The organism is Flavobacterium sp. 123, from assembly GCF_003634825.1.
GTDB lineage: Bacteria > Bacteroidota > Bacteroidia > Flavobacteriales > Flavobacteriaceae > Flavobacterium.
This window is the reverse complement of record NZ_RBXD01000001.1, coordinates 1897205-1919353: the sequence shown is the minus strand read 5'-3', so window position 1 is coordinate 1919353 and position 22149 is coordinate 1897205. Positions and strand designations below refer to the sequence as shown.

Annotated in this window: 18 protein-coding genes and 1 tRNA gene; 6 read left to right on the top strand and 13 right to left on the bottom strand. The window is 32.9% G+C overall.

Going from position 1 to position 22149, the window contains the following annotated elements; translation table 11 throughout:
* Position 1: 1 nt before the first annotated feature.
* From C8C88_RS08280 to C8C88_RS08270, 3 genes are all read right to left on the bottom strand, one after another.
* Positions 2-712 (bottom strand): NRDE family protein, encoded by a 711-nt coding sequence (locus tag C8C88_RS08280; protein ID WP_121337647.1) that lies wholly within the window; start codon positions 710-712, stop codon positions 2-4.
* Positions 700-1188: a DinB family protein gene (locus tag C8C88_RS08275; RefSeq protein ID WP_121337646.1), complete on the bottom strand. Its 489-nt coding sequence runs from the start codon at positions 1186-1188 to the stop codon at positions 700-702. Before C8C88_RS08275 ends, C8C88_RS08280 begins: the two co-directional genes overlap by 13 nt.
* Positions 1189-1359: 171 nt before the next feature.
* Positions 1360-2499, bottom strand: coding sequence for an acyl-CoA dehydrogenase family protein (locus tag C8C88_RS08270; protein WP_121337645.1), 1140 nt, complete (start codon positions 2497-2499; stop codon positions 1360-1362).
* Positions 2500-2729: 230 nt separating this feature from the next.
* Between C8C88_RS08270 and C8C88_RS08265 the strand changes: the two genes are divergently transcribed.
* Together C8C88_RS08265 and C8C88_RS08260 are read left to right on the top strand one after the other, a co-directional pair.
* Positions 2730-3797: an anhydro-N-acetylmuramic acid kinase gene (locus C8C88_RS08265; RefSeq protein WP_121337644.1), complete on the top strand. Its 1068-nt coding sequence runs from the start codon at positions 2730-2732 to the stop codon at positions 3795-3797.
* Between the two features lie 113 nt (positions 3798-3910).
* Complete coding sequence (locus tag C8C88_RS08260) at positions 3911-4804, top strand: energy transducer TonB (protein ID WP_121337643.1); 894 nt, start codon at positions 3911-3913, stop codon at positions 4802-4804.
* A gap of 65 nt (positions 4805-4869) precedes the next feature.
* On the opposite strand, the gene C8C88_RS08255 is transcribed toward C8C88_RS08260, so the two are convergent.
* Both C8C88_RS08255 and C8C88_RS08250 read right to left on the bottom strand, forming a co-directional pair.
* On the bottom strand, positions 4870-5265 hold the full coding sequence (locus C8C88_RS08255) for a biopolymer transporter ExbD (protein WP_121337642.1): 396 nt from the start codon (positions 5263-5265) through the stop codon (positions 4870-4872).
* Positions 5266-5267: 2 nt separating this feature from the next.
* Positions 5268-5963 carry a MotA/TolQ/ExbB proton channel family protein gene (locus C8C88_RS08250; RefSeq protein WP_121337641.1) on the bottom strand — a complete coding sequence of 232 codons (696 nt, stop codon included), beginning with the start codon at positions 5961-5963 and terminating at the stop codon, positions 5268-5270.
* 130 nt (positions 5964-6093) lie between these two features.
* Here C8C88_RS08250 and C8C88_RS08245 point away from each other — a divergent pair, with 130 nt between their 5' ends.
* The 3 genes from C8C88_RS08245 to C8C88_RS08235 all read left to right on the top strand — a co-directional run bounded on the left by C8C88_RS08245 (position 6094) and on the right by C8C88_RS08235 (position 8495).
* The gene (locus C8C88_RS08245) at positions 6094-7329 is read left to right on the top strand and encodes a folylpolyglutamate synthase/dihydrofolate synthase family protein (RefSeq protein ID WP_121337640.1); all 1236 of its coding nucleotides are present in this window, start codon (positions 6094-6096) and stop codon (positions 7327-7329) included.
* 116 nt (positions 7330-7445) lie between these two features.
* The gene (locus C8C88_RS08240) at positions 7446-8240 is read left to right on the top strand and encodes a hypothetical protein (protein ID WP_121337639.1); all 795 of its coding nucleotides are present in this window, start codon (positions 7446-7448) and stop codon (positions 8238-8240) included.
* Positions 8241-8420: 180 nt separating this feature from the next.
* Positions 8421-8495: transfer RNA gene (locus tag C8C88_RS08235), tRNA-Val, on the top strand.
* Between the two features lie 119 nt (positions 8496-8614).
* On the opposite strand, the gene C8C88_RS08230 is transcribed toward C8C88_RS08235, so the two are convergent.
* From C8C88_RS08230 to C8C88_RS08220, 3 genes are all read right to left on the bottom strand, one after another.
* Entirely contained in the window at positions 8615-10537 is a 1923-nt protein-coding gene (locus C8C88_RS08230) for an alpha-amylase family protein (protein WP_121337638.1), read from the bottom strand.
* Positions 10538-10718: 181 nt separating this feature from the next.
* Complete coding sequence (locus tag C8C88_RS08225) at positions 10719-13382, bottom strand: family 78 glycoside hydrolase catalytic domain (RefSeq protein ID WP_121337637.1); 2664 nt, start codon at positions 13380-13382, stop codon at positions 10719-10721.
* A gap of 21 nt (positions 13383-13403) precedes the next feature.
* Complete coding sequence (locus C8C88_RS08220) at positions 13404-14159, bottom strand: NUDIX hydrolase (protein ID WP_121337636.1); 756 nt, start codon at positions 14157-14159, stop codon at positions 13404-13406.
* Between the two features lie 331 nt (positions 14160-14490).
* On the opposite strand from C8C88_RS08220, the gene C8C88_RS08215 reads away from it, so the two are divergent.
* On the top strand, positions 14491-16821 hold the full coding sequence (locus C8C88_RS08215; protein ID WP_199711400.1) for a glycoside hydrolase family 3 C-terminal domain-containing protein: 2331 nt from the start codon (positions 14491-14493) through the stop codon (positions 16819-16821).
* Between the two features lie 318 nt (positions 16822-17139).
* Here the strand turns inward: C8C88_RS08215 and C8C88_RS08210 are convergent, their stop codons facing one another.
* Genes C8C88_RS08210 through C8C88_RS08190 form a run of 5 tightly spaced genes read right to left on the bottom strand, consistent with a single transcriptional unit; the run spans position 17140 to position 21994 of the window.
* On the bottom strand, positions 17140-18051 hold the full coding sequence (locus C8C88_RS08210) for a sialate O-acetylesterase (protein WP_121337635.1): 912 nt from the start codon (positions 18049-18051) through the stop codon (positions 17140-17142).
* Positions 18052-18097: 46 nt separating this feature from the next.
* Positions 18098-18199: a fibronectin type III-like domain-contianing protein gene (locus C8C88_RS08205; RefSeq protein ID WP_233549323.1), complete on the bottom strand. Its 102-nt coding sequence runs from the start codon at positions 18197-18199 to the stop codon at positions 18098-18100.
* A gap of 7 nt (positions 18200-18206) precedes the next feature.
* On the bottom strand, positions 18207-19664 hold the full coding sequence (locus tag C8C88_RS08200; RefSeq protein ID WP_121337633.1) for a glycoside hydrolase family 30 beta sandwich domain-containing protein: 1458 nt from the start codon (positions 19662-19664) through the stop codon (positions 18207-18209).
* A gap of 31 nt (positions 19665-19695) precedes the next feature.
* A complete protein-coding gene (locus C8C88_RS08195) occupies positions 19696-21144 on the bottom strand; it encodes a glycoside hydrolase family 30 beta sandwich domain-containing protein (protein ID WP_121337632.1) in 1449 nt (482 codons plus the stop codon).
* A 4-nt stretch (positions 21145-21148) separates the two neighbouring features.
* Positions 21149-21994, bottom strand: a complete 846-nt coding sequence (locus C8C88_RS08190) for an endonuclease/exonuclease/phosphatase family protein (RefSeq protein ID WP_121337631.1) — start codon at positions 21992-21994, stop codon at positions 21149-21151.
* Positions 21995-22149: the final 155 nt, after the last annotated feature.

Below are 22149 nucleotides of genomic sequence, written 5' to 3'. Positions count from 1 at the left end.
TTTAAACGGTGATAAATGAAGTATTAAAATCTTCCTTGGCAATTAAATCGCTATGCAAGATAACTACTTTATTATTTTCAATGGCACATTGCGTTATGCTTAAGGTTTTCATAGCTTCCTGTCTGTTAATAACCAATCCGTTTTCTTGATTTCCTTCTTCTGTGTATCTATGAAAAGTAAGTAATTCCGTTTCTGAAATAGCAGGATTTTGATCCAAAAAAGTGTAAAACCAATCCGAACGTTTCGCTCTAATTTCCTTTGGGTATAAAGTTACCGAAGACCAAATATGCTTTTTATCTAAAGGCAACGAAATACTTTCTTTTTGATTTCCATTCCATCTCAATTGAAAAAGCTTGCTATTTTGGTATAAAATAAGAGTAAAAGGCTCTATGTTTTCTAAATCAATTTGGCTCCAAAAATCCTTTGGCGATTCACTTGAAATAATATCCAAAACAATCAATCCCCGACTTTTCCGATATGGTAGTTTTACTTCGTGTTTTTCTTCAGCACCATTTAGCAATACTAAAACAGTCCCGTAAACATCTACAGCGAACCAAGTTCCTCCTGCTTTTGGATCTTTTGGAAAAAAAATAGATTTCCCGTTTATTGTATGCTCTTTTGGAGGAATTGCGGTTGGTCTAATTACTTTTTCATCTCGATTCGAAGTAATGATAATCTTATCTTGAGAAGAAACAAAACTTACTGTACACATCTTTTTCTATATTCAATTGTAGAACGAGCAACCCCGAAATTTTCATCAACAAAAACAGCAGAACGTTTCAAAACTGCCACTTTAATAAGTGCTTGATGATGAATACAATGTTCCAAATTATACAAGAGTTCTCTCAGATAATTACTTTGAATTCTGATTTCCTCATCATCAATAATTTGTTGCAATATGAGGTTTTTATTTTCTTTTTCGAGATTGTCTTGAATGGATACAATTTGATTCTGAGCAAAATTAGTGTTTGTTTGAATCAATACATTTCGTTCTCTTTTATCATAATTTATAATTCCCGAATCGTATTGATTTTCTAAACATTGAAACATTTCAATAATATGTCTTGTATGCTCTCCGATACTAGCGCCACTCAATTCAGGACAAGATTCAGCGTAATCCTCATTTGACAATTGACCCAGCAAATGAATCAATTCGTTCAGACTTTTATTTATAGAAGAGGTTAGCATAGTATACATTTAGACTTTAACAAATTCAGATTCTCGCTTTATAATCATGAAAACCAAAATTACATAAAAAAGAAAATCAATTTTAAGTATCCATAAAATATTAGAATAATTTAAAAAGTCCAATCTAAAAATAATTAGATTGGACTTTTTAAAGATAATAAACCTTTTTAATTATGAAATCAAAGTTCTTGAAATAACAATTCTTTGAATCTCAGATGTTCCTTCATAAATCTGTGTGATTTTCGCATCTCGCATCATTCGTTCTACATGATATTCAGCAACATATCCATTCCCTCCATGTATTTGTACCGCTTCAATAGTAGTGTCCATAGCCGTTTGCGAAGCAAATAATTTAGCCATCGCACCAGATTGCGAAATGTCTTTTCCTTCATCTTTTTCTGAAGCTGCTTTCAAACATAGCATTTTAGCAGCCATAATTTGAGTAGCCATATCCGCAAGCTTAAAAGCGATTGCTTGATGTTTGAAAATTTCTTTACCAAAAGCTTTACGCTCCTGCGAATATTTCAATGCTAACTCATATGCTCCTGTTGCAATTCCTAGAGCCTGAGAAGCAATTCCTATCCTACCACCGTTTAATACCGCCATTGCAAAATTAAACCCGAATCCATCCGCACCAATTCTATTTTCCTTTGGAACCTTTACATCAGTAAACATCAAAGAATGTGTATCTGAGCCACGAATTCCCATTTTTTTCTCTTTTGGACCAATATCAAAACCAGCCCAAGCTTTCTCGACTATAAAAGCATTGATTCCTTTATGCCCTTTTTCAACATCAGTTTGAGCAATAACAATATAAATTGATGCTGACGAACCATTAGTAATCCAGTTTTTTGTTCCGTTCAATAAATAATAATCGCCTTTATCGATTGCAGTTGTTTTTTGCGAAGTCGCGTCAGATCCTGCTTCTGGTTCTGATAAACAAAAAGCACCTATAACATCCCCTTTTGCCAAGGGCGTTAAATACTTTATCTTTTGCTCTTCATTGCAATATTTTTCTAATCCAGCACAAACTAACGAGTTATTGACCGACATAATTACCGCCGCAGAAGCATCAACTTTAGCAATTTCAGTCATCGCTAAAACATAGGACACGCTATCTAGACCTGACCCTCCATATTTAGGATCAACCATCATTCCCAAGAATCCAAGTTCTGCCATTTTTTTCACTTGCTCTGTTGGAAATTTTGAATATTCATCTCTTTCAATTACTCCTGGCAACAATTCGATTTGAGCAAAATCTCTAGCAGCTTGTTGAATCATTAAATGCTCTTCTGTTAGATTAAAATCCATAATGGTCTGTTTTTTAGTATTAAAATTCCAACTCTACAAATAAAAGTAAAATTCCTCAATTACAATTCTTAAATTTACAACTTAAAAAGTTTATTTCACACTTTTAAATTTTACCTCAAAATTGAATATTATATTGTTTTAAACCAATTAAATGTAATTTTATTTAAAAAAATCAGTCAAAGATACTTTTAAATTATGAAATTATCAATTTAGATTTAAATTTTTTATCAATGAAAGAAGATTACTATAACGTTATCGGACTCATGTCAGGAACTTCGCTTGACGGAGTTGATTTAGCGCATATACAATTTAAAATTAGCAATCATAAGTGGACTTTCAAAATTCTTGAAAGCGAAACTATCGGATACCACCCAAATTGGATTACTAAATTAAAACAAGCTGTTGATTTCTCCGAAGAAGAACTAAAAAATCTGAACGAAGAATACACACAATTACTGGCGACCATAATTTCTGATTTTATCAAAAAACATACAATAGAGAATTTAGATGCCGTTTGCTCACATGGACACACAATTCTTCATCAACCACAAAACAGATTTACATTACAAATTGGGAATTTACCCAAATTGGCTACTTTAATTCAGCAAACCGTCGTTTGTGATTTTAGAGTTCAAGATGTACAAATGGGAGGACAAGGCGCTCCTTTAGTTCCTATTGGCGATAGAATTCTATTTGCAGAATATGATTATTGCATGAATTTAGGTGGTTTCTCGAATGTTTCTTTTGAACAAAACAAAAAACGAATAGCCTTTGATATTTCTCCTGTAAATACCGTTTTGAATTTCTATGCTAATCTATTAGGATTGGATTATGATGATAAGGGGGAAATCTCAAAAACCGGAAAAACTAATATTGCATTATTAAACACATTAAATAGTTTAGATTTTTACAAAAAAACACCTCCTAAATCATTGGGCTTTGAGTTTGTCAAAGAAACTGTTTTGCCACTGATTGAAAATTTCAACATTCCTATAGAAGACAAATTACATACTTTTACGGAACATGTAGCTACTCAAATTGCTTTGGCTTTGCCCAATAAAAAAGGAAGCTTACTCATAACTGGCGGTGGAGCCTATAATAGTTTTTTATTGGAACGCATTCAATTCTATTTGCCCGAAATAAAAATTATAATTCCTACTAACAAAATTTTGGAATTCAAAGAAGCCTTGATTTTTGCGTTATTAGGTGTTTTAAAACTTCGGGGAGAAATAAACACTTTAAGTAGTGTAACTGGAGCAAAATCAGACCACAGTTCTGGATATATTTACACCTCATAAATAGTATTAGACAAACCACACAAGAATATCTATTTATTCCCTTTTCACTATTGACAATTTTTAGTACATTTCAACGTTTTTATAAATACACTTTTTAAAATTTAAAACTACAAATGAGTTTCACCATTTCTTCAGATAAAAAGAAATCATTAGCATTATCGATTCTTCTATATGCTACCCTATTATTGATTCTATTTTTCATCCGATTTTGGCCTCCTTCTAATTTAAACGAACTAACTGGTGGCGGTGGTGGCGGTGGCGTTACCGTAAATTTTGGCGACAGTGATTTAGGTTCTGGAGCAAATTACAAAAGTGAAGTCTTAGAAGTAAAAAAACAAACCACACAAGTCACGGCAAAATCAACACCTGACGAAGCTATTTTATCTCAGGAAAACACTACTGAAGAAAGCGTGGTTATTCCTCAAAAAGAAAAAACAAAGAAACCAACAGTAGCCATAAAAGAAGAAATAAAACCTGTTGTTGAAAAACCAAAGGTTTCTAGCAAAACCAATGATGCTTTATCAAGTATTCTAAAAGGTTCTAATAAAGGTGGAGATGGGGATGATAAAACAGCTGGAAATAAAGGAAAAGCAAACGGAAATTTAAATTCTAACGGTTATTATGGCACTGGTGGTTCTGGAGGAGGAACTGGTGGCGGTAACGGAACAGGCAACGGAATAGGAACCGGAAGTGGTTATGGCGCTGGAAGCGGTGGCGGAAGCGGCAATGGAAGTGGTAGCGGATATTCGCTTGGAAACAGAAAAGCACTTTCTAAACCCGCACCAAAATATGCCTGCAATGAAGAAGGAAGAATAGTTGTGGAAGTATCCGTAGATAGGAATGGTAGAACCGTAAACGCTATTCCTGGAGTAAAAGGAACAACTAATACAGCAAAATGCTTATTAGATCAAGCCAAAATAGCAGCAATGAACACTAGGTGGGATGCCAGTAGTGATGCCCCTGAAAAACAAGTGGGCAAAATTGTTTATAATTTCAATTTGAATTAAATCCAATTTAAATAAATAAAAAACGCCTCGAATATCGAGGCATTTTTTTATGATTATTCTACTTATTATTTAGGACTGGTAGCAATAACAAACTTCAAATTATTCCTTACCCCTATTTGCAGTACATCAACTAAATCTTGTACTTGCAAGTTAAATGGAATGCGGACAATAACTGTTTGGTCTTTTTCAGTATTCATTTTAGACATTAATGCTGTTTCCAGTTCTTCAAAAGGAACAGCCTGCTTGTCAATATAGAATTTTTTATCTTCCGTTACAGATAAGCTTATGTATTGCTTATTGGTTTTCTCATTTGATTTTGCTTTTGGCAATGTCATTTTTATAACATTAGGATTAGCAAGTGTTGATATAATTAAGAAAAACAACAACAAGAAAAACATAATATCACTCAATGACGAAGTAGCTACTTCAGCATGAAATCTTCTTTTTCGTTTAATAGACATAACTATGATCTTTGGATAATATTCACAAACTCTAATATTTGTTTCTGAATTTTTAAAGCAAAATTATCAATTTTTCCATTTAATAAATGGTAGGCGCTATAGGCAACAATCCCAACAATTAATCCTGAACCACTACTAATCATTTTTTCGTATAAACCTTCAGAAATATTACCAATACTGATATTTTCAGTAACCGAAATACTGTAAAATATCTTGATTACTCCAGAAATGGTTCCAATAAATCCTAATGTTGGTGCGATACCAGCAATAAGCCCTAAATGTCCCAATCTCTTTTCCATTTCTCCAATTTCAATATCTGCAGCGCGATCCATATTTGATTCAATCTCTGCTATTGGTCTACCTATAACCAAAATTCCTTCTTTGATAATGTTCCCCGAAGCAGAATTACTTCTTTCTGCAATAGCTCGAGCCAAATCTAAATTACCCGAATGAAGATTATCTCTTACATCAACCATCAAATGATTATCAATTTTTGATACTTTAGTAATGTATAAATAACGTTCTATAATTACATAAAAAGTGTATAATAACAAGATAGAAATTGGGATTAAGAAGAACCCTCCTTTAAAAATAAACTCCAAAACAGAAATTTCAGTATTGGGAGCAATTTTTTCGATAACTACATTTGAAGCAGCATTGGTAATCGTGTCGGCTTGTAATTGTATGAAACTAAACATATATTATTATTGATTTTAACTCATTAATTCTAAAAAATATTTCAATTTTGCAATAAAGATACTTTTCGCTCCAATATTAAACTAAAAAAATCGAAAAATATTTTAAATACTGACTTTTTTATCAAAAGAAATGAACTATCAAGAAACTATAAACTGGTTATTTAATCAACTCCCAATGTACCAACTTCAGGGTGCTTCGGCTTACAAAAAAGATTTAACTAATACGCACCTACTTATAGATTATCTTGATCAACCGCATCAAAAATTAAAATGCATTCATGTAGCTGGAACGAATGGTAAAGGATCAACTTCTCATATGCTAGCCTCAATACTTCAGGAAGCTGGATACAAAGTAGGCCTTTATACTTCGCCGCATTTAAAAGATTTCAGAGAACGCATCAAGATTAATGGAACAGAAATTTCAGAACATTTTGTATGTGATTTTGTTAGCAAACACAAACCTTTTTTTGAAGCAAATGACTTGAGTTTTTTCGAAATGACCGTTGGGCTAGCCTTCGATTATTTTGCAAAAGAAAAAGTAGATATTGCCATCATAGAAGTTGGAATGGGCGGACGATTAGATGCCACGAATATCATTACACCATTAGTATCTGTAATCACAAATATTGGTTTAGACCACACACAATTTCTAGGCAATACATTAGCCGAAGTTGCATATGAAAAAGCGGGGATTATAAAACCCGGAATTCCTGTAGTCATTGGAGAATATACACCTGAAACAAAAACTGTTTTTTTGGCTAAAGCCAAAGAATGTAATTCAGATATCTATTTTGCTTCCGATTTGCCTCAAGAAACCTATGCTTCCGATTTAATTGGTAATTATCAAATCCACAACAAAAAAACGGTGCTTCAAACTATAACCGTATTAAATTCACAAAAAGAATTTAAGATTTTCCATGAAGACATCAAATCTGGTTTGCTACAAGTTGTAAAAAACACCGGACTTCTAGGCAGATGGCAACAATTAGGTGAATTACCAAAAATTATTTGTGACACTGCACACAACAAAAACGGACTAGAAATTGTCATTTCTCAAATTAAAAAAGAAACCTTCAATACCCTTCATATAGTATTGGGCGTAGTAAATGATAAAGATTTAGAGGAAATCTTGCCATTATTCCCTAAAAAGGCTATTTATTATTTTTGCAAGCCAAATATTCCTCGTGGTTTAGACGCACCAACACTACAAAAACAAGCCTTAAAATTTGGACTAACAGGCAATACATACAACTCTGTATCAGAAGCTTACAACGAATCTAGGAATAATGCCACAAAAAATGATTTCATTTTTGTAGGCGGTAGCACTTTTGTTGTTGCTGAATTACCCTTAAACAAAGGGTTGTAGAAAAAATTGCATTTTTTTTGAAAAAAAATATTTTTATTTATTCTAATTGATTGATAATAAATAAGTTAAATTTAACATTCGATTTTATTAATTAATCATTAAATTCTTAAACTATTATGAAAAAGAAAAGCAATTTAGTGTACGGATTGTTAATTTTAACATTCCTATTGAGCGGTATTTCATATGCTCAGGAAGATCCAAAACCTGTATTTATTACAGTTACCACCTTACATCGAAATTTAGATTCAGATGGAAAAGATTGGAAAAAAACCGAACAGGAATATTTTGACAAGGTCACGAGCAAGAATGATTTGATAATAGGATCGGAAATTCTAAATCATTATTACACCGAAAATAGTTCCGAAATACTCCATGTTTCCGCTTACAAAACATGGGAAGATATAGAAAAATCAAACGATGTTACATCGGAATTAATCAAAAAGGGATGGCCTGATGAAAAAGCCAGAAATGCTTTTTTTGAAAAATACAACAGCTATTATTCTCCAATGCATTCAGACGAAATTTACACTTCTGTTTTAAGCACAAAAGAATTCAAACCAGATTCAAAAGAACCCATGATTGTCTATGTCAGAAAATCTCAAATGTCATTAAATGGGAAAGGAAAAGGCATGAAAGAGTTTATCGAAAAAATAACCATGAACAATCCATACATAAAAGGGTATTACCCACACCGCCATGCATGGGGTGCTGACAGTAGAGATTTCTTGGAAGCATATTACTTCAACTCTTTATCTGATTTAGAAAAATCTCAAGATAAAGACGATGAATTAATAAAAGTAGCTTGGCCAAAAGAGGAAGATCGAAAAGCATTCTTTGACGGACTAAATAATGCTTTCACAGGAATACATGGCGATTTTATTTATCATAATGTACCTTCCCTATCAAAATAAATTTCAAATCATCAAATCAACCCTGCCATTAATACAATAGCAGGGTTAATTTGGTAGAAATTGATTCTGCTAATAAATTAGCCTCCAACTAAATATAAATTAATTAAAAAAAAAAATTGAAATTTTTATCAAAATATTTTGGATAAGCGAAAAACTAGCCTATATTTGCACTCGCAATAAGGGCGATTAGCTCAGCTGGTTCAGAGCACCTCGTTTACACCGAGGGGGTCGGGGGTTCGAACCCCTCATCGCCCACAAAAAACTCCGTTAGAAATAATGGAGTTTTTTTATGCTTTATATTTTACAAAAACCTAAAATAAAATCAGAAGTAATCTCTAGTAAATCTTTAAAAACAAACTAGTTGCTCCAACCATTTATTTAATTTTAAGCCATAAGACATCGTAAGCACTAATAAAGTTCTTTTCATTGATTTCAATATAACTATCCGTAATCAAATTATATATTTTAGAATCGTTCAATCCTACAAATAAACTGTTTTCAAAAACGGTATCAAATTCAGAGAAATTTGCAATCACATAAATTTTATTCCCATCGTTATCTGTTTTTGTAAAAACTAACAAATGCGTATTTACATAATCAACATATTCTAAATCATTATTATCCGCAAAAGCTGGTGTTTGCTTACGAACTGCAATTAATTTTTTTAATTGCTGATATACTTGCGCTTGTGCTGAAGCTGAAGTGTCAATATTTTCAACTAAATCCCAATTCATTTTAGAACGATGTAACCAACGGTTATCGTACTTTTTACTTTCATCATTTAAGTACTCATAATTGTTTGGTAAAGCCACCTCATCACCACTATAAATCATTGGCAAACCTCCTAGAGATAAAATAACAGCATGTTGTAAATTAATACGTTTAATTGCTAACTTAATTTCTCTTTCATTATTTTCCTTTAATGCTTTTTCAAGTCCACATAAAGCCGCCATTGATCCTGAAATCCTAGCCTTACCCGTTTCAGGCTCAGTCATAAAACGTTGTCCAAGAGCAAAACTCCCTTGAAAACCATCACAATAATGTTTCAATAAGTACAATCGATGTTGCAAACTATCTAAACCAAGTTCCGTTACTAAGTTATCATCAAAACCCAAACCTATATCATCATGACAACGCGCATAGTTGATCCAAGTAGTATTTCGAGGTTTTGTAGGGACAGCACGCATAGATTTTTTCAATAAATCTGTATTTCTGGTAGCCATTGACTCCCAACTCAATGCCATAAAATTAGCATTATAAGCAATATCACATTCGTCTCCTTGTGCCAAGCCTTCTCCAAAATATTTTATAATTTCAACTGGAGCCACAATAGCCTCCGCTATATAAGCTACACCAGGAGCTACAATTTGCCCACACAATTTGAATAGTTGTAACAAGACATGAACTTCTGGTAGATTTTGATTGAATTTCCCTATTTCTTTCCACATAAATGCCACAGCATCAAAACGGAAAATATCAATTCCTTTATTAGACCAGAACAACATTGTATCAATCATTTCAACCAGAACCATCGGATTTCTATAATTCAAATCCCATTGGTAACCATAAAATAATGTCATAACCCACTGATTGCTTTCTGGCAAAAAAGTAAAATTTCCCGGCGATGTATCCGGAAAAATATCAATCATTGTTTTTTCGTATTCGTTAGGCAAGGTTCTATCTGGGAAAAAGTAGAAGAAATCCTTGTATTTAGGATGTCCTTTACGACCTTGAACAGCCCATTCATGTTGATCCGCACAATGATTAAGGACAAAATCCATAACTAAATTCATATCGTTTTTTTGAAACTCTTTTACCAAAGATTCAAAATCAGCCATTGTACCAAATCTAGCACTTACTTCACGATAATTACGAACCGCGTATCCTCCGTCATTTTCAAATTCTGGAACATCTAAAAAAGGCATCAAATGCACTGTGTTAATTCCTAAATCTTTGAAATAAGGAATCTTTTCTTTCAGCCCATTGAAATCAACATTGAAGAGATCCACATACAGCATCATTCCTACAATTTCTTCGCTGGAATACCAATTTGGATTAGACATACGCAATAAATCGCGCTTCTTTTGCAAAGCCGAACGCTCCTCAAAATTTTTAACCAATGAGCTCATTAATAACTCAAAAGCTTCCTCTTCATAAGAAGTTCCTGCGTATATTTTTTTAAACAAATCGCTGATGATTGGAAAATTAGCTCCTAATCGTAAGTGAAAATCTTTGTCTTTTACTTTTAGATTTTCCAAGAAAATTTTCAATCTTGATAACTTTTCAGCCTGTTGCATATGTTGTAATTTTTACTTGTTGTACTTTAAAAAAGGATAAATAGTATTTTGGAATTTCTCCAAGCATAAAATATTTTGAAATATAATAAAAAAAATGGTTTCCAGAAAAATATTAATTTAAAACATAAAGACTGCCTAGAGTAGACAGTCTTTATGTTTTAAATCTAAAAGTAGTTTCTTGCTACTGGACTTTATACAGCCTAATATAATCAATCATAGCACGATTAACATCTACATTCATATTGTTATTCCAGGCTTCCATAACCAACTCTAATTGATTTTCACCTTTTACCAAATTAATTTTATGAGAATTAGAAAAACCCCAATCTGACCATTCATTTGTTCCTCGTTGCGGCAAAACCATTACGCCTACATAATCTTGATTAAGGTATAAAGAGCGAATCGCACATTTGTTATCTGTATTCCATGGACCGCTTCCGTTTGAATATTTTATGTCGACGAAATATTCTCCGCTTTCAGCAACAACTATTGGAATACTCACTTTTGTATTCTTTTCAGTTGAAACTTCGACAAAACCTTTACCAGAATAATTTACATAATTCAAATCAGATTTAGTAATAAAATCTTCCGATTCAATAACGAGCGGTTGTGCTTTACTATATATCAAAGGCTCACTCATAAAAGACTCCTGCCCTAACACATCAATTGCACTTACAGCATATTCCGCATAGTTATCCTCTAAAATTTGATAGCTTGCAGCGGTAGTTTTATCTACAAGCTTTCCGTTTTTATACACCTGATACGCTACTGCTTCTGAATTGTTTTTCCAAGTCAAGGTATTGCCGTTAAGTGTCGTATTTGGGTTAGCCAAAGTGAATTTATTTTCCACTAAATTAATTGCATCACTTGAAAAATCATTATTACTCATTGTAATTTTCACCGAATGATTCCCGATAAATGTTGCTGAAATAATCGCTTTATCAGCTTTTTTCCCATCAATACTAACCGATGCAATTTTATTTCCATAACCTTCAATTGTAATATTCAAATTGGCGTTTCGGTATTTAAAATTAGTTAGACTTCTTGTTCCCCCATAATTTTTTGGAATTACGGGTTCAAAAACCAATTGATCTTCTTCAAAATGCATTCCTATAAAAACGCGGTACACCATTGATAAATTCCCAGCCATACTCCAAAGCATTCGATGTGAATTGATTTCGGTGCCTTTAAAATCTCCATTATCGGCAACCATATTTTCGTAGTTTGTCAAAAACAAACCTGCTGCTCTATAAATCGATGCCAATCCTTGATTTAATACTTTTTCGTTTCCAACTTTGGCTGCGGCCAAATTCCAATAGGATTGAACAAAAGGCCAAATTGCATTATTATGATACGGTGGAATACCTGGAATTTGAGGATAAATACATGTAACTCCATAATCCGTCAAAGGACTTTTAGAAATAATCGATTTGCTTTGTTCTGCATCAGCAACATCAAACAACACTGCCAAAGCTTCTCCTAATGCTTCAAAACGTTTCGATGGAATCATGTAGTTTTTTCCGTATAGATATTGCGCATAATACCCTTTATCCTCCATCCATAAGTTTGCATTGATTCCTTTTTTTATTTGCGCAGCTATCGCATCATATTGTTCGTGAGATTCTCCTAAAATTGTCGCCATTTTAGATAAAATCTGATGCGTTTGATAATGCACCATATTTGTTCCTAAATTTTGAGATACATAAATATCCATATTAGACATCCATTTTGGATAGGTTTGCTCTCTCCAATCCAAGAAAGAAGATTCTCCAGAATACATTCCTGTTTGATTGTTACGTATTGTTTTGTAATCATCCTCGGTAGTATTCTTAATGATAGTATAAGCTTTTTTCAACCAATCCTTATCGCCTGTTGTTTTATAAACTTCCCATGCTGCAAGTGCCCATGTTGTTCTATCAGAAGAAACTGGCCATGCTCCACCAGAACCCGTATCTTGAATTATACGGTCTCTTTTTACTTTTTTCAGTAAACTAATTTTAGCAACCTCAGGCTCCAAATAAGAAAAGGCTAAAAGAATACTATAGCTAATATCTCTAGTCCAAACACCTGCCCATTTAGCACCAGTTCTAAAAGTATTGTCTGGTTCAATAGCTAATTTAGCTTCCTCCAAAGACAAATTGTATAATGCATCTACAATAGGTTGATCCGATTTGTAGCTCGCTTTAGAAGTTATATCCTGCGTTAGTTTCCATGTCTTGTCTTCAACAGGTATTAACGGATTTAGTTTAAGAGTTATTTCAAAAATCCCATCTGCATCTGTATCGGTCATTTTAAGACCACGGGAAGACAAATTCACAAAATCCCAGGTTAATGGTAGGGCACCACCCGCTATATAAACTCCTTTGAAATCAGATTGGGCAATTTTAGTCCCATCTTGACATTGGTAAAATCCTTTATCCTTGAACTGTTGAAAAACAGCACGCATATCTAATCTAAAAGTAAAATCAGTATCTGCAGGCAGAATTCCTTTTGGCCCATCTACAGGCTCTGTCTGTTGTTGTCCAAAAACATATATAGGAGATTCTTTTTGATTGGTTATAAGAATTTGACGATTCACTCCTTGAGCTAAATCATTGTCTTTTTCATTAATACTAAATTTGAAAGAAATCAAATTAGAGTAGGTTTCGTTCTCCGTACTTTTATAATTGGATTTCATTATCACAGGTGACAACACCTCAGCGATATTTTGACCTTGAACTACTTTATCTTTATATACTGTAAAATTCTGAGCTTTATACAGAATTGGCGAATCACTTTTGCAGGAAGACATAATGGCACTAGCAGTTAAAATGGTCATAGCTATGAAATTAGTTCTTATTTTCATGAGATTAAATTTTAGAAAATTTTACCAACCTTGATTCAGTCCGCTTTTCAAAACGGCATCATATCGCTCTTTATCGAAACTATATAAGTTAGGTGCTTTATGAGCAACATTACTTTTCTTTTCATCTAATTTAGTCAATATTCCTATTGAAGTTATCTTACGAAGAAAATTTCTACGATCTAGTTTTTTTCCTAATATCGTTTCATAAAGTCTTTGTAATTCAGGAATAGTAAATTTTTCAGGAAGTAAGTTATACCCAATAGGCATTAAATTCAACTCCATACGTAGCGTCTCTAAAGCTCTATCAATGATTTCCTTGTGATCCAAAATTAAATCTGGAACCGCATTATGATCTATCCACTCTACTAATTCTGTATCTACTTTGCGTTGCGGTACCGCTTTTAAAATATCGACCAAGGCATAATAACCTACTGTTATAAAACGTTGCAAAAACCATCCCCTATCTTCAAAAGGAGTGCCTAACTTAGCAAAAAGAGCATCGTCAAAATGACCTTCGTTTCTTTTTACAGCACCAAAAGTGGCAAATTGTCTCAGAAAAATACCTTCTAAACCCGTTCTTTTATACAAAACACTATTGGCTGCAAGATCTAAATCTTCATCCTTAGAAACAAAACCTCCGGGCAATCCCCATTTTTCACCATAAATTGTTTTTATCAATAAAACTTTCAATTGATTATCACTAAAGCCAAAAATAACGCAATCTATAGATAAACCTGGCTGGTATCTTTCAGAGTCTTTCAAAGTGGAATTTAACATACTATAAGTATTCTTTGTCTTTATAAATGTAACTATTGATGCGCAATTTAGTTTATTTTTTCTAAAAAAATAAAAGGAGAAACTCAATCTACACAATAAAGCTTTCATCTCACTTGCTTTTTATATAAGATATAAAATAAAAGAAGTGACATTTTACATAAAAAACAATGAATTCGTATTAAAAAACTTCTTAAAAAAATGAATAGTAAAAAAATTATATAAATTTCATAGTAAATGCGCATCGAATTAAAAAAAAGTGTACATTGCGTCAAAATAACACATAGTTTTATTATGTGCTAGATAACGCCTAAAAACAACCAAATAAAATTTTATGAAAAAAATTATTTTACTACTTATTGGTGTAGCATTGTCATCACAATCCTATGCTCAAAGTGTAGATTATAGAGAAAAAGCAACAAAATTAGTTGCAAAAATGACACTTGAAGAAAAAGCTTCTTTGTGTTCTGGAGAAACTGCATGGTCAACAAAAGCAATCGCTAGACTAGGCATACCTTCTATTTTTATGACAGATGGACCTCACGGTTTACGTAAAGCAGTAGGTTTTGATTTCACAAATAGTGTTCCTGCAACTTGTTTCCCAACAGCTTCTGCAGTTGCCTCTTCTTGGAATCCAGCTTTAGCTCAAAAAATGGGTGAAGCATTAGGAATTGAATCTCAAGCAAACGATGTTCAAATATTATTAGGTCCAGGAGTAAATATGAAACGTTCTCCACTTGGAGGAAGAAATTTTGAATATTTTTCTGAAGATCCAATCTTAGCAGGAACTATTGCGACTGGATATATAAACGGAGTTCAAAGTCAAGGTGTGGGTACATCTATAAAACATTTTGCAGCAAATAGTCAAGAAACTGAACGTATGTCAAACAGTTCAAATGTAGACGAGCGTACTTTGAATGAAATCTATTTTCCTGCATTTGAAATGGCTGTAAAAAATGCACAACCATGGACTGTTATGTGTTCTTACAATAAATTAAATGGAGTTTATGCTTCAGAAAATGGATATTTATTAACTCAAACTTTAAAAGACAAATGGGGTTTAAAAGGCTTTGTAGTTTCTGACTGGGGTGCGGTTAATGAAAGAGTAGCTGGCGTAGATGCTGGATTGAATTTAGAAATGCCTGCAAGTGGTGGTTTCAACGACAAAAAAATTGTTGAAGCAGTTAAAAAAGGTACTTTGTCAGAAGCAAGATTAGACCAAATTGTAACCGAATTACTTGCTGTAACATTAAAAGCAAAAGACAGTCATAAAAAAGGAATCGTTGTTGACAAAGTAAAAAACAACGAATTAGCAAGACAAGTAAGTGGCGAATGTATTGTATTATTGAAAAATGACAATGCTATATTACCATTGAAATCTTCTTTGAAAAAAATTGCAATTGTTGGAGATTTTGCTAAAAACCCACGTTATCAAGGTGCTGGTAGTTCACAAGTACGTCCTACTCAAATCTTAAATGCATTGACTGAATTACAAAAACTAGCTAAAGGAACTGAATTTAGTTTCTCAAGTGGTTACAATACAGCTGGAGAAACTGACGAGGCTAAAATTGCCGAAGCTGTTCAAAACGCAAAAAATGCTGAATTAGTTATTCTTTTTGCTGGATTACCAGACTCATACGAATCAGAAGGATATGACAGAGCAAATTTAGACATGCCTGCTGGTCACAATAAATTGATTGCTGAAGTAGCAAAAGTGAATAAAAATGTTGTGGTAGTATTGATGAATGGAGCTGCAGTTTCTATGCCATGGAAAAATGATGTTTCTGCTATTGTTGAGGCATATCTAGGTGGTCAAGCTGGTGGTGGTGCTATTGCTGACATATTAACTGGAAAAGTAAATCCTTCTGGAAAATTATCTGAAACATTCCCAGCACGTGTTGAGGATACGCCTGCTGCAATAGATTTCCCTTCAAGAGATGGGAATGCTAATTATGGTGAAGGTATTTTCATTGGATACCGTTATTATGACAAAAAGAAAATAGAACCAATCTTCCCTTTTGGATACGGATTAAGCTATACCACTTTTGGATATTCTGACATAAATACAAATACTACTTCTGCAAAAGATTCTGATGACATTACAATCTCAGTGAAAGTAAAAAATACTGGAAAAATTGCAGGTAAAGAAGTTGTTCAATTGTATGTTCATGAACAAGAAACTGAAATCGCAAGACCAGAAAACGAATTGAAACACTTTGAAAAAGTAAGTTTACTTCCTGGTGAAGAGAAAACAGTTAGTTTCAAATTGACTTCTCGTGACTTTGCTTATTACAATGCAAAATCTCATGATTGGGTTGTAAAATCAGGAAAATTTGATGTTCTAGTTGGAAGTTCTTCTCGTAACTTATCTTTAAAACAAACAATAGATATTCAATCTACAAGACCAGCTAAAGTGGTTCTTACTCGTGAATCTTTATTTAAAGAATTCAAAAAAGCACCTAACAGCGAAGCTATTTATGCACAAATCGTACAAAGTTTTACTGGAGCTACTAAAAAAGCAGAAACAGAAGACGAGAAAAAAGCAGCTGCTTTCCTTGAGGCTATGTTAGCTGATATGCCAATAAACAAATTCTTGTTATTGTCTGGAGGAAAATTCACAGAAGAAAATCTGGATGCTATCTTAAAAGCAGTAAACCAGAATTAAAAAAATTGTTGTTAAAAATTGTTGTTAAAAAAAGTATTGAAACAGAATTTAAAAAAAAGAGGTTGCCTTAAACAAGACAACCTCTATTTTTGATTTCCTCTACATCGCCCTTAATTTTCCTAATTTATACATAACTACAAGTTCTTTAGGAAAACGGATTAGAGTCAATACTTTTTTATTTTTTTGCTAAATCCCCATACTTCCCATTAGCACAACAAAAAAATACCGCATCAAATATATTAATTTTGCATATATAAAAGTTCTCTCGCGATAAAACATTACTCTTTTTGTTTTATCCAATACACTTTTGAGAACTAATTAATGTTTCTTTTTAGCATTTAAAAGAAAAATTGAATTTGCAAATTGTTTCCCTAAGTCAATAAATCCGTTGTTATCATAATGATATCTATCTGAATATTTATAACTATTTGTAGTTCTTACAATAGCTACATTAGGTTCTACTAATGCAAATTTTTCTTGTCCGTATTGTACTAATTCACCAAAACGCCATACTTTCCCATCAGTATCATCACCTGAATCAGATATTTTTCCAATCACAATAGGTAAATCAGCATTTCTAAAAGCTGCTTTCATTAGTTCCATCAATCGTTTCAAATTTGCATAATATTGATTTGCAATTTGCTCTGTTTTATCAGAATCACTTTCTCCTTGCATCCAAATAATCCCAGTTGGAATCAAAATATCCTCCACTCCATCGCCATTTATATCATTTACAGCCATTGCATTATTAACGGTTTTTAGAAAAAAATCATATTGATTGATTCCTTTCCCTCCTCTAAAATCAGGCTCCCAAGCACCAAAACCAGTAGTTCCTACACTATCAATTGAAGATCCATTTCTGGCATATTTTATAAAAGCGAGTTTTTGATTTGGATATAATTCTTGCAACTTTTTAGCCATTGACAACTCGACACCGAATCTGTCCGAAAGTTTATTCACTTTTCCATCAGATGAAAATCCAGTACCATGACCTGGCTCTAAAAAGTCCCATTTTCCTAAACCTCCTGTTTCATTATTATCTTCAACAGAATTTCCATGATAAATAAAAACATTTTTATTTTTTTTATTTAAAGAATCCGGCAGGTTTTTTACAAATCCAAACCCTTCCATGTTTGATTGCCCTCCCAAATAAAACACTCTTATTGTATCTTTTTTTGGCTGTGCCAAAATAAAAAAGGGCATTATAAGAACTATTAAAATAGATTTCATAGTATAATTTTTATATTAATTTTCTTAATTCAAAAGAGGCTTTCAATCAAATATCAGCGGAAGATGAACCAATCATTACTTCAAATTCACCCGGCACTGAAACCCACTGTAATGCCGCATTATAAAAAGATAATTTTTCCTTTATCAATTTAAATTTAATACACTAATGTCTGAATTCCATGAGCTGGAATTGTTACAACCGTTTTCTCTGAAGCTATCATCAAATTATAGGTAACACTTTTGTTGCTTTGATTCATAACTACCGTTACCATTTTCCCATCTTTGTTAAGAAAAGAAGTGCTTATCAAGCTACTTCTACTTACTGCTGTACTTACTCTTTTGGCATCAGGACGAATAAATTTTGAGAAATGTCCAATATAATAATAGCTAGGAGTATAAATTAATTCTCCCGAATTAGTATCCATATGAATTGGAGCAAAGCAAAAATTCCCCACATGATTTGGACCACCATTTTGATCTAAAAGAATATTCCAATCTGTCCAACCTACAGTACCGTTATTAAAATCATTAATCATTGAAGTTCCGTAACGTTCTCCGTTAGCCCAGAATTGGTATTTTTTAGCGTCAAATCGTTCTACACAACCTTCTGTAAATAATAGATTTTTAGTCGGATAAGCTTCGTGAACTTTACGAACATTATCAAACATTGGCATTCCGCCAGCCCAAGTTTCATACCAATGGAATCCCATTCCCCAAGCATACTTTGACGCTTCTGGATCTGAGAAAATGGTATTGGCTCTTTGATTCATTAAATCACGATTGTGATCCCAAACTATAATTTTCTTATCTCCTAAACCTTCTCTTTTAATTGTTGGTCCAAGATAATTTTTCAAGAAATCGCGTTCTGCTTCTGCGCTATAAACACATGATTCCCAAGTTTGGGTTGCCATAGGTTCGTTTTGGATTGTAAGTCCCCAAATTGGGATTCCTTCTTTTTCGTATGCTTTGATAAATTTTGCATAATAATTCGCCCAAGCTTGATAGTATTGTGGCATTAAAGTACCTCCTTTTAACATGCTTCCATTACTTTTCATAAAAGCGGGTGGACTCCAAGGAGAAACATAAAGTACTATTTTTCCGCCAGCCGTTTTAATCGCTTCTTTAAGCAAAGGCAACCTATATTGTCTGTCATGATCAATAGTAAATGTAGACAAAGACGCGTCTCCTTCTTTTATATATGTATAGCTTCCGCTACTAAAATCAGAGCTATGAATGGTAGTTCTTAATAAAGAATAGCCAATTCCTTTTTCTTTATCATAATAGGCATTCAAAAATTCTTGCTGTTTTTCTTTGGATAATTTAGCAAAAACCTCAGCACTGGCATCCGTGATTGCACCTCCAATTCCTAATAAAGTTTGAAAAGTTTTAGTTGGTTCCACAAAAACAGAAATCTCTGTTTCCAAAGGTTGTTTAGAAGCCACAAAAACGAGCTTATCGGTTTGTGTTAGCCTTAATTTTGTACTATCAGCTGTGGTATAAACCGTAACTATTTTATCTTTTGTAGAAAAAAATTTAGTGGGTATTTTACTTTTTTGCTGAGAAAATGCGATAAAAGATACCGCTAAAAATGTCAATATTGTTATTTTTTTCATGATATGTAGTATATTATAATATGTGCTTTATTTACCAAATATAAGTTCCGACAGCACCCGCTTCTAGCGAAGTTGTTACCCAAACACCATTGTGTTTAATATTAAAATTTTCGGTAGTATTTCCGTCGTTCTCTACGATTAGTACTTTTTTACCCGTTGGCGTTTTAAAAGCCACATTGTTCAAATTACCAATTATATTACTTGCAATTCTAACCGAACCCGTTGGAACAAATTTAGAAGCATGAGAAATGATATAAAACCCAACATTTCTAGAAAAACTATCACTTCCATTAATTGTCAATGCGCCTTTACAGGTATCACATCCTCCATCAGTATGCGGTCCAAAAGCAGCATTATTTGCCAAATTCCATTCTAAAGCAGTTTTACTCCAATTGCGCATTGAACCTATAACTACATTTTTTACATGCCATTTTAAGTCTCCATCAAAACTGCCTGAATTTGAAGTATATTGCTCTGTAAAATATACGCTTTTGTCTGGAAAAGCATTATGCACTGTTGATAATGCACTGATATCTCCTTCATACAAATGAAAGGCTGAACCACTTATAAAAGGATAAGCAGCGGCATCACTTAATACCGTTATAGGATACTCAGGTTTGTTGCAATTGTGATCGTAAACAACAATTTTAACGGTACTATTTACAGCCTGAAAAGCAGGACCTAAATGATTTTTGATGAAATCAGCTTGTTGCAATGCAGTCATTAACATGCTTGGATTATTTCCAGGATGCAACGGTTCATTTTGTGGTGTAATTGCATCAATTGTAATTCCTTCTTCTTTCATTTTCTGAATATACTTCACAAAATACTGTGCATAAACACCATAATATTGAGGCTTTAAGCTTCCGCCAACAAAACCAGCATTGTCTTTCATCCAAACTGGTGGAGACCATGGGGTAGCCATGATTTTAATATTTGGGTTGATGGCTACAATTTCTTTCAACATTGGAATCAAATCATCCTTATCGGGAGACAAACTAAAATTATCGAGATTCACATCCGTTTGTCCGCTTGGCAAATCATCATACGTGAATGGTGTTGCATTCAAATCAGAAGCACCAATACTAATTCTCAAATAACTTATGCTTATTGAATTTGCATTGTTGCCAAATAATTCTTGCAACAATTCTTGTCTTTTTTGAGAATTTAATTGATTGATAACTTCAGCACTTCCACCTGTTAAAGTATACCCAAAGCCATCAATACTTTGAAATGTTTGGGCATCATCTACTTCAATATTAGGATATACATTATGATCCGAACCAAATGCTAAAATGGAAGATTGTTTTTCAAGACGAACCGATTGATCTGCTTTGGTCAGCCAAAAATCAACTTGACTTGTAACGATTGGAGGTGTAGGCTTCTGTTTTACAGAATCTGTAATTGGCGAACATTGAATCAAAATGATTGATAATCCAGCCAGAAGAAAAGCCTTTATATTGTTGTTTTTATTTTTCATGTTTTTATTTAAAATTTATTTCAACATAAACCGGCAAATGATCAGATGGATATCGTAGCTCTTTTGAATCACTCAAAACAGCATATTTCTTTACTTTAAAAAAGCTATTTTTAGAAATAAAAATATAATCGATTAATTTATTTACAGGTTCATTATGATTGAAATTATTGAATGTTCCAGAGGGACCAAAAGGTTTTTCTTCGGATATTTCTCTGGTATCATCCATTACTTTTTTTAGTGATACTATTCTTTCTTCGTTAGGTTCAGAATTAAAATCTCCCATAAAAACTACGGGATATTTTTTTGAATTTAATTCTGTTATTTTAGAAAGAATAAGTTGTATTCCTTTGGTTCTTGCTTCTTCCCCCATGTGATCTAAATGCGTATTGAAAACCCAAAACATTTTTTTTGTTTTCAAATCTTTAAAAAGCGCATACGTACACACTCTATTAAAGGCAGCATCCCAACCTTTTGAAATTTCATTTGGCGTTTCAGAAAGCCAAAAAGTATTTGTTTCTTTAATCTCAAATTGTTCTTTTTTGTAAAAAATATTTGAAGATTCACCTTTACCAATTCCTTCTCTTCCAATACCTACATTGTTATATTTAGAAAGAGCCGTTGCAATGTCAATTACCTGATTGGGTTTTGCTTCTTGAACTCCAAAAATATCTGGATCATAAAATTGAACTTGTGAAGCCCAAAAATCTTTACGATGCGTCCAATCATTTTCCCCATCGCTAGCAACATCAAGTCGAATATTGTAGGTCATTAATTTTAAATTTTGACCATACGAAAACAAACCCATTAGGACAAAAACGATAGAAACAATTCTGTTTTTTGATTTTTTCATTCTTTAAAATTACAATTAATTTTCTTCATTAAAGCTTCTAACCAACTACAAATAGAAGCTCCTAATGAAGAACTAACTAAACAAACGCACTACTAACTAATTTAAAATCTATCCATTTAAAATATTGAAGAGATAATCTGGTCTGAATTATATGC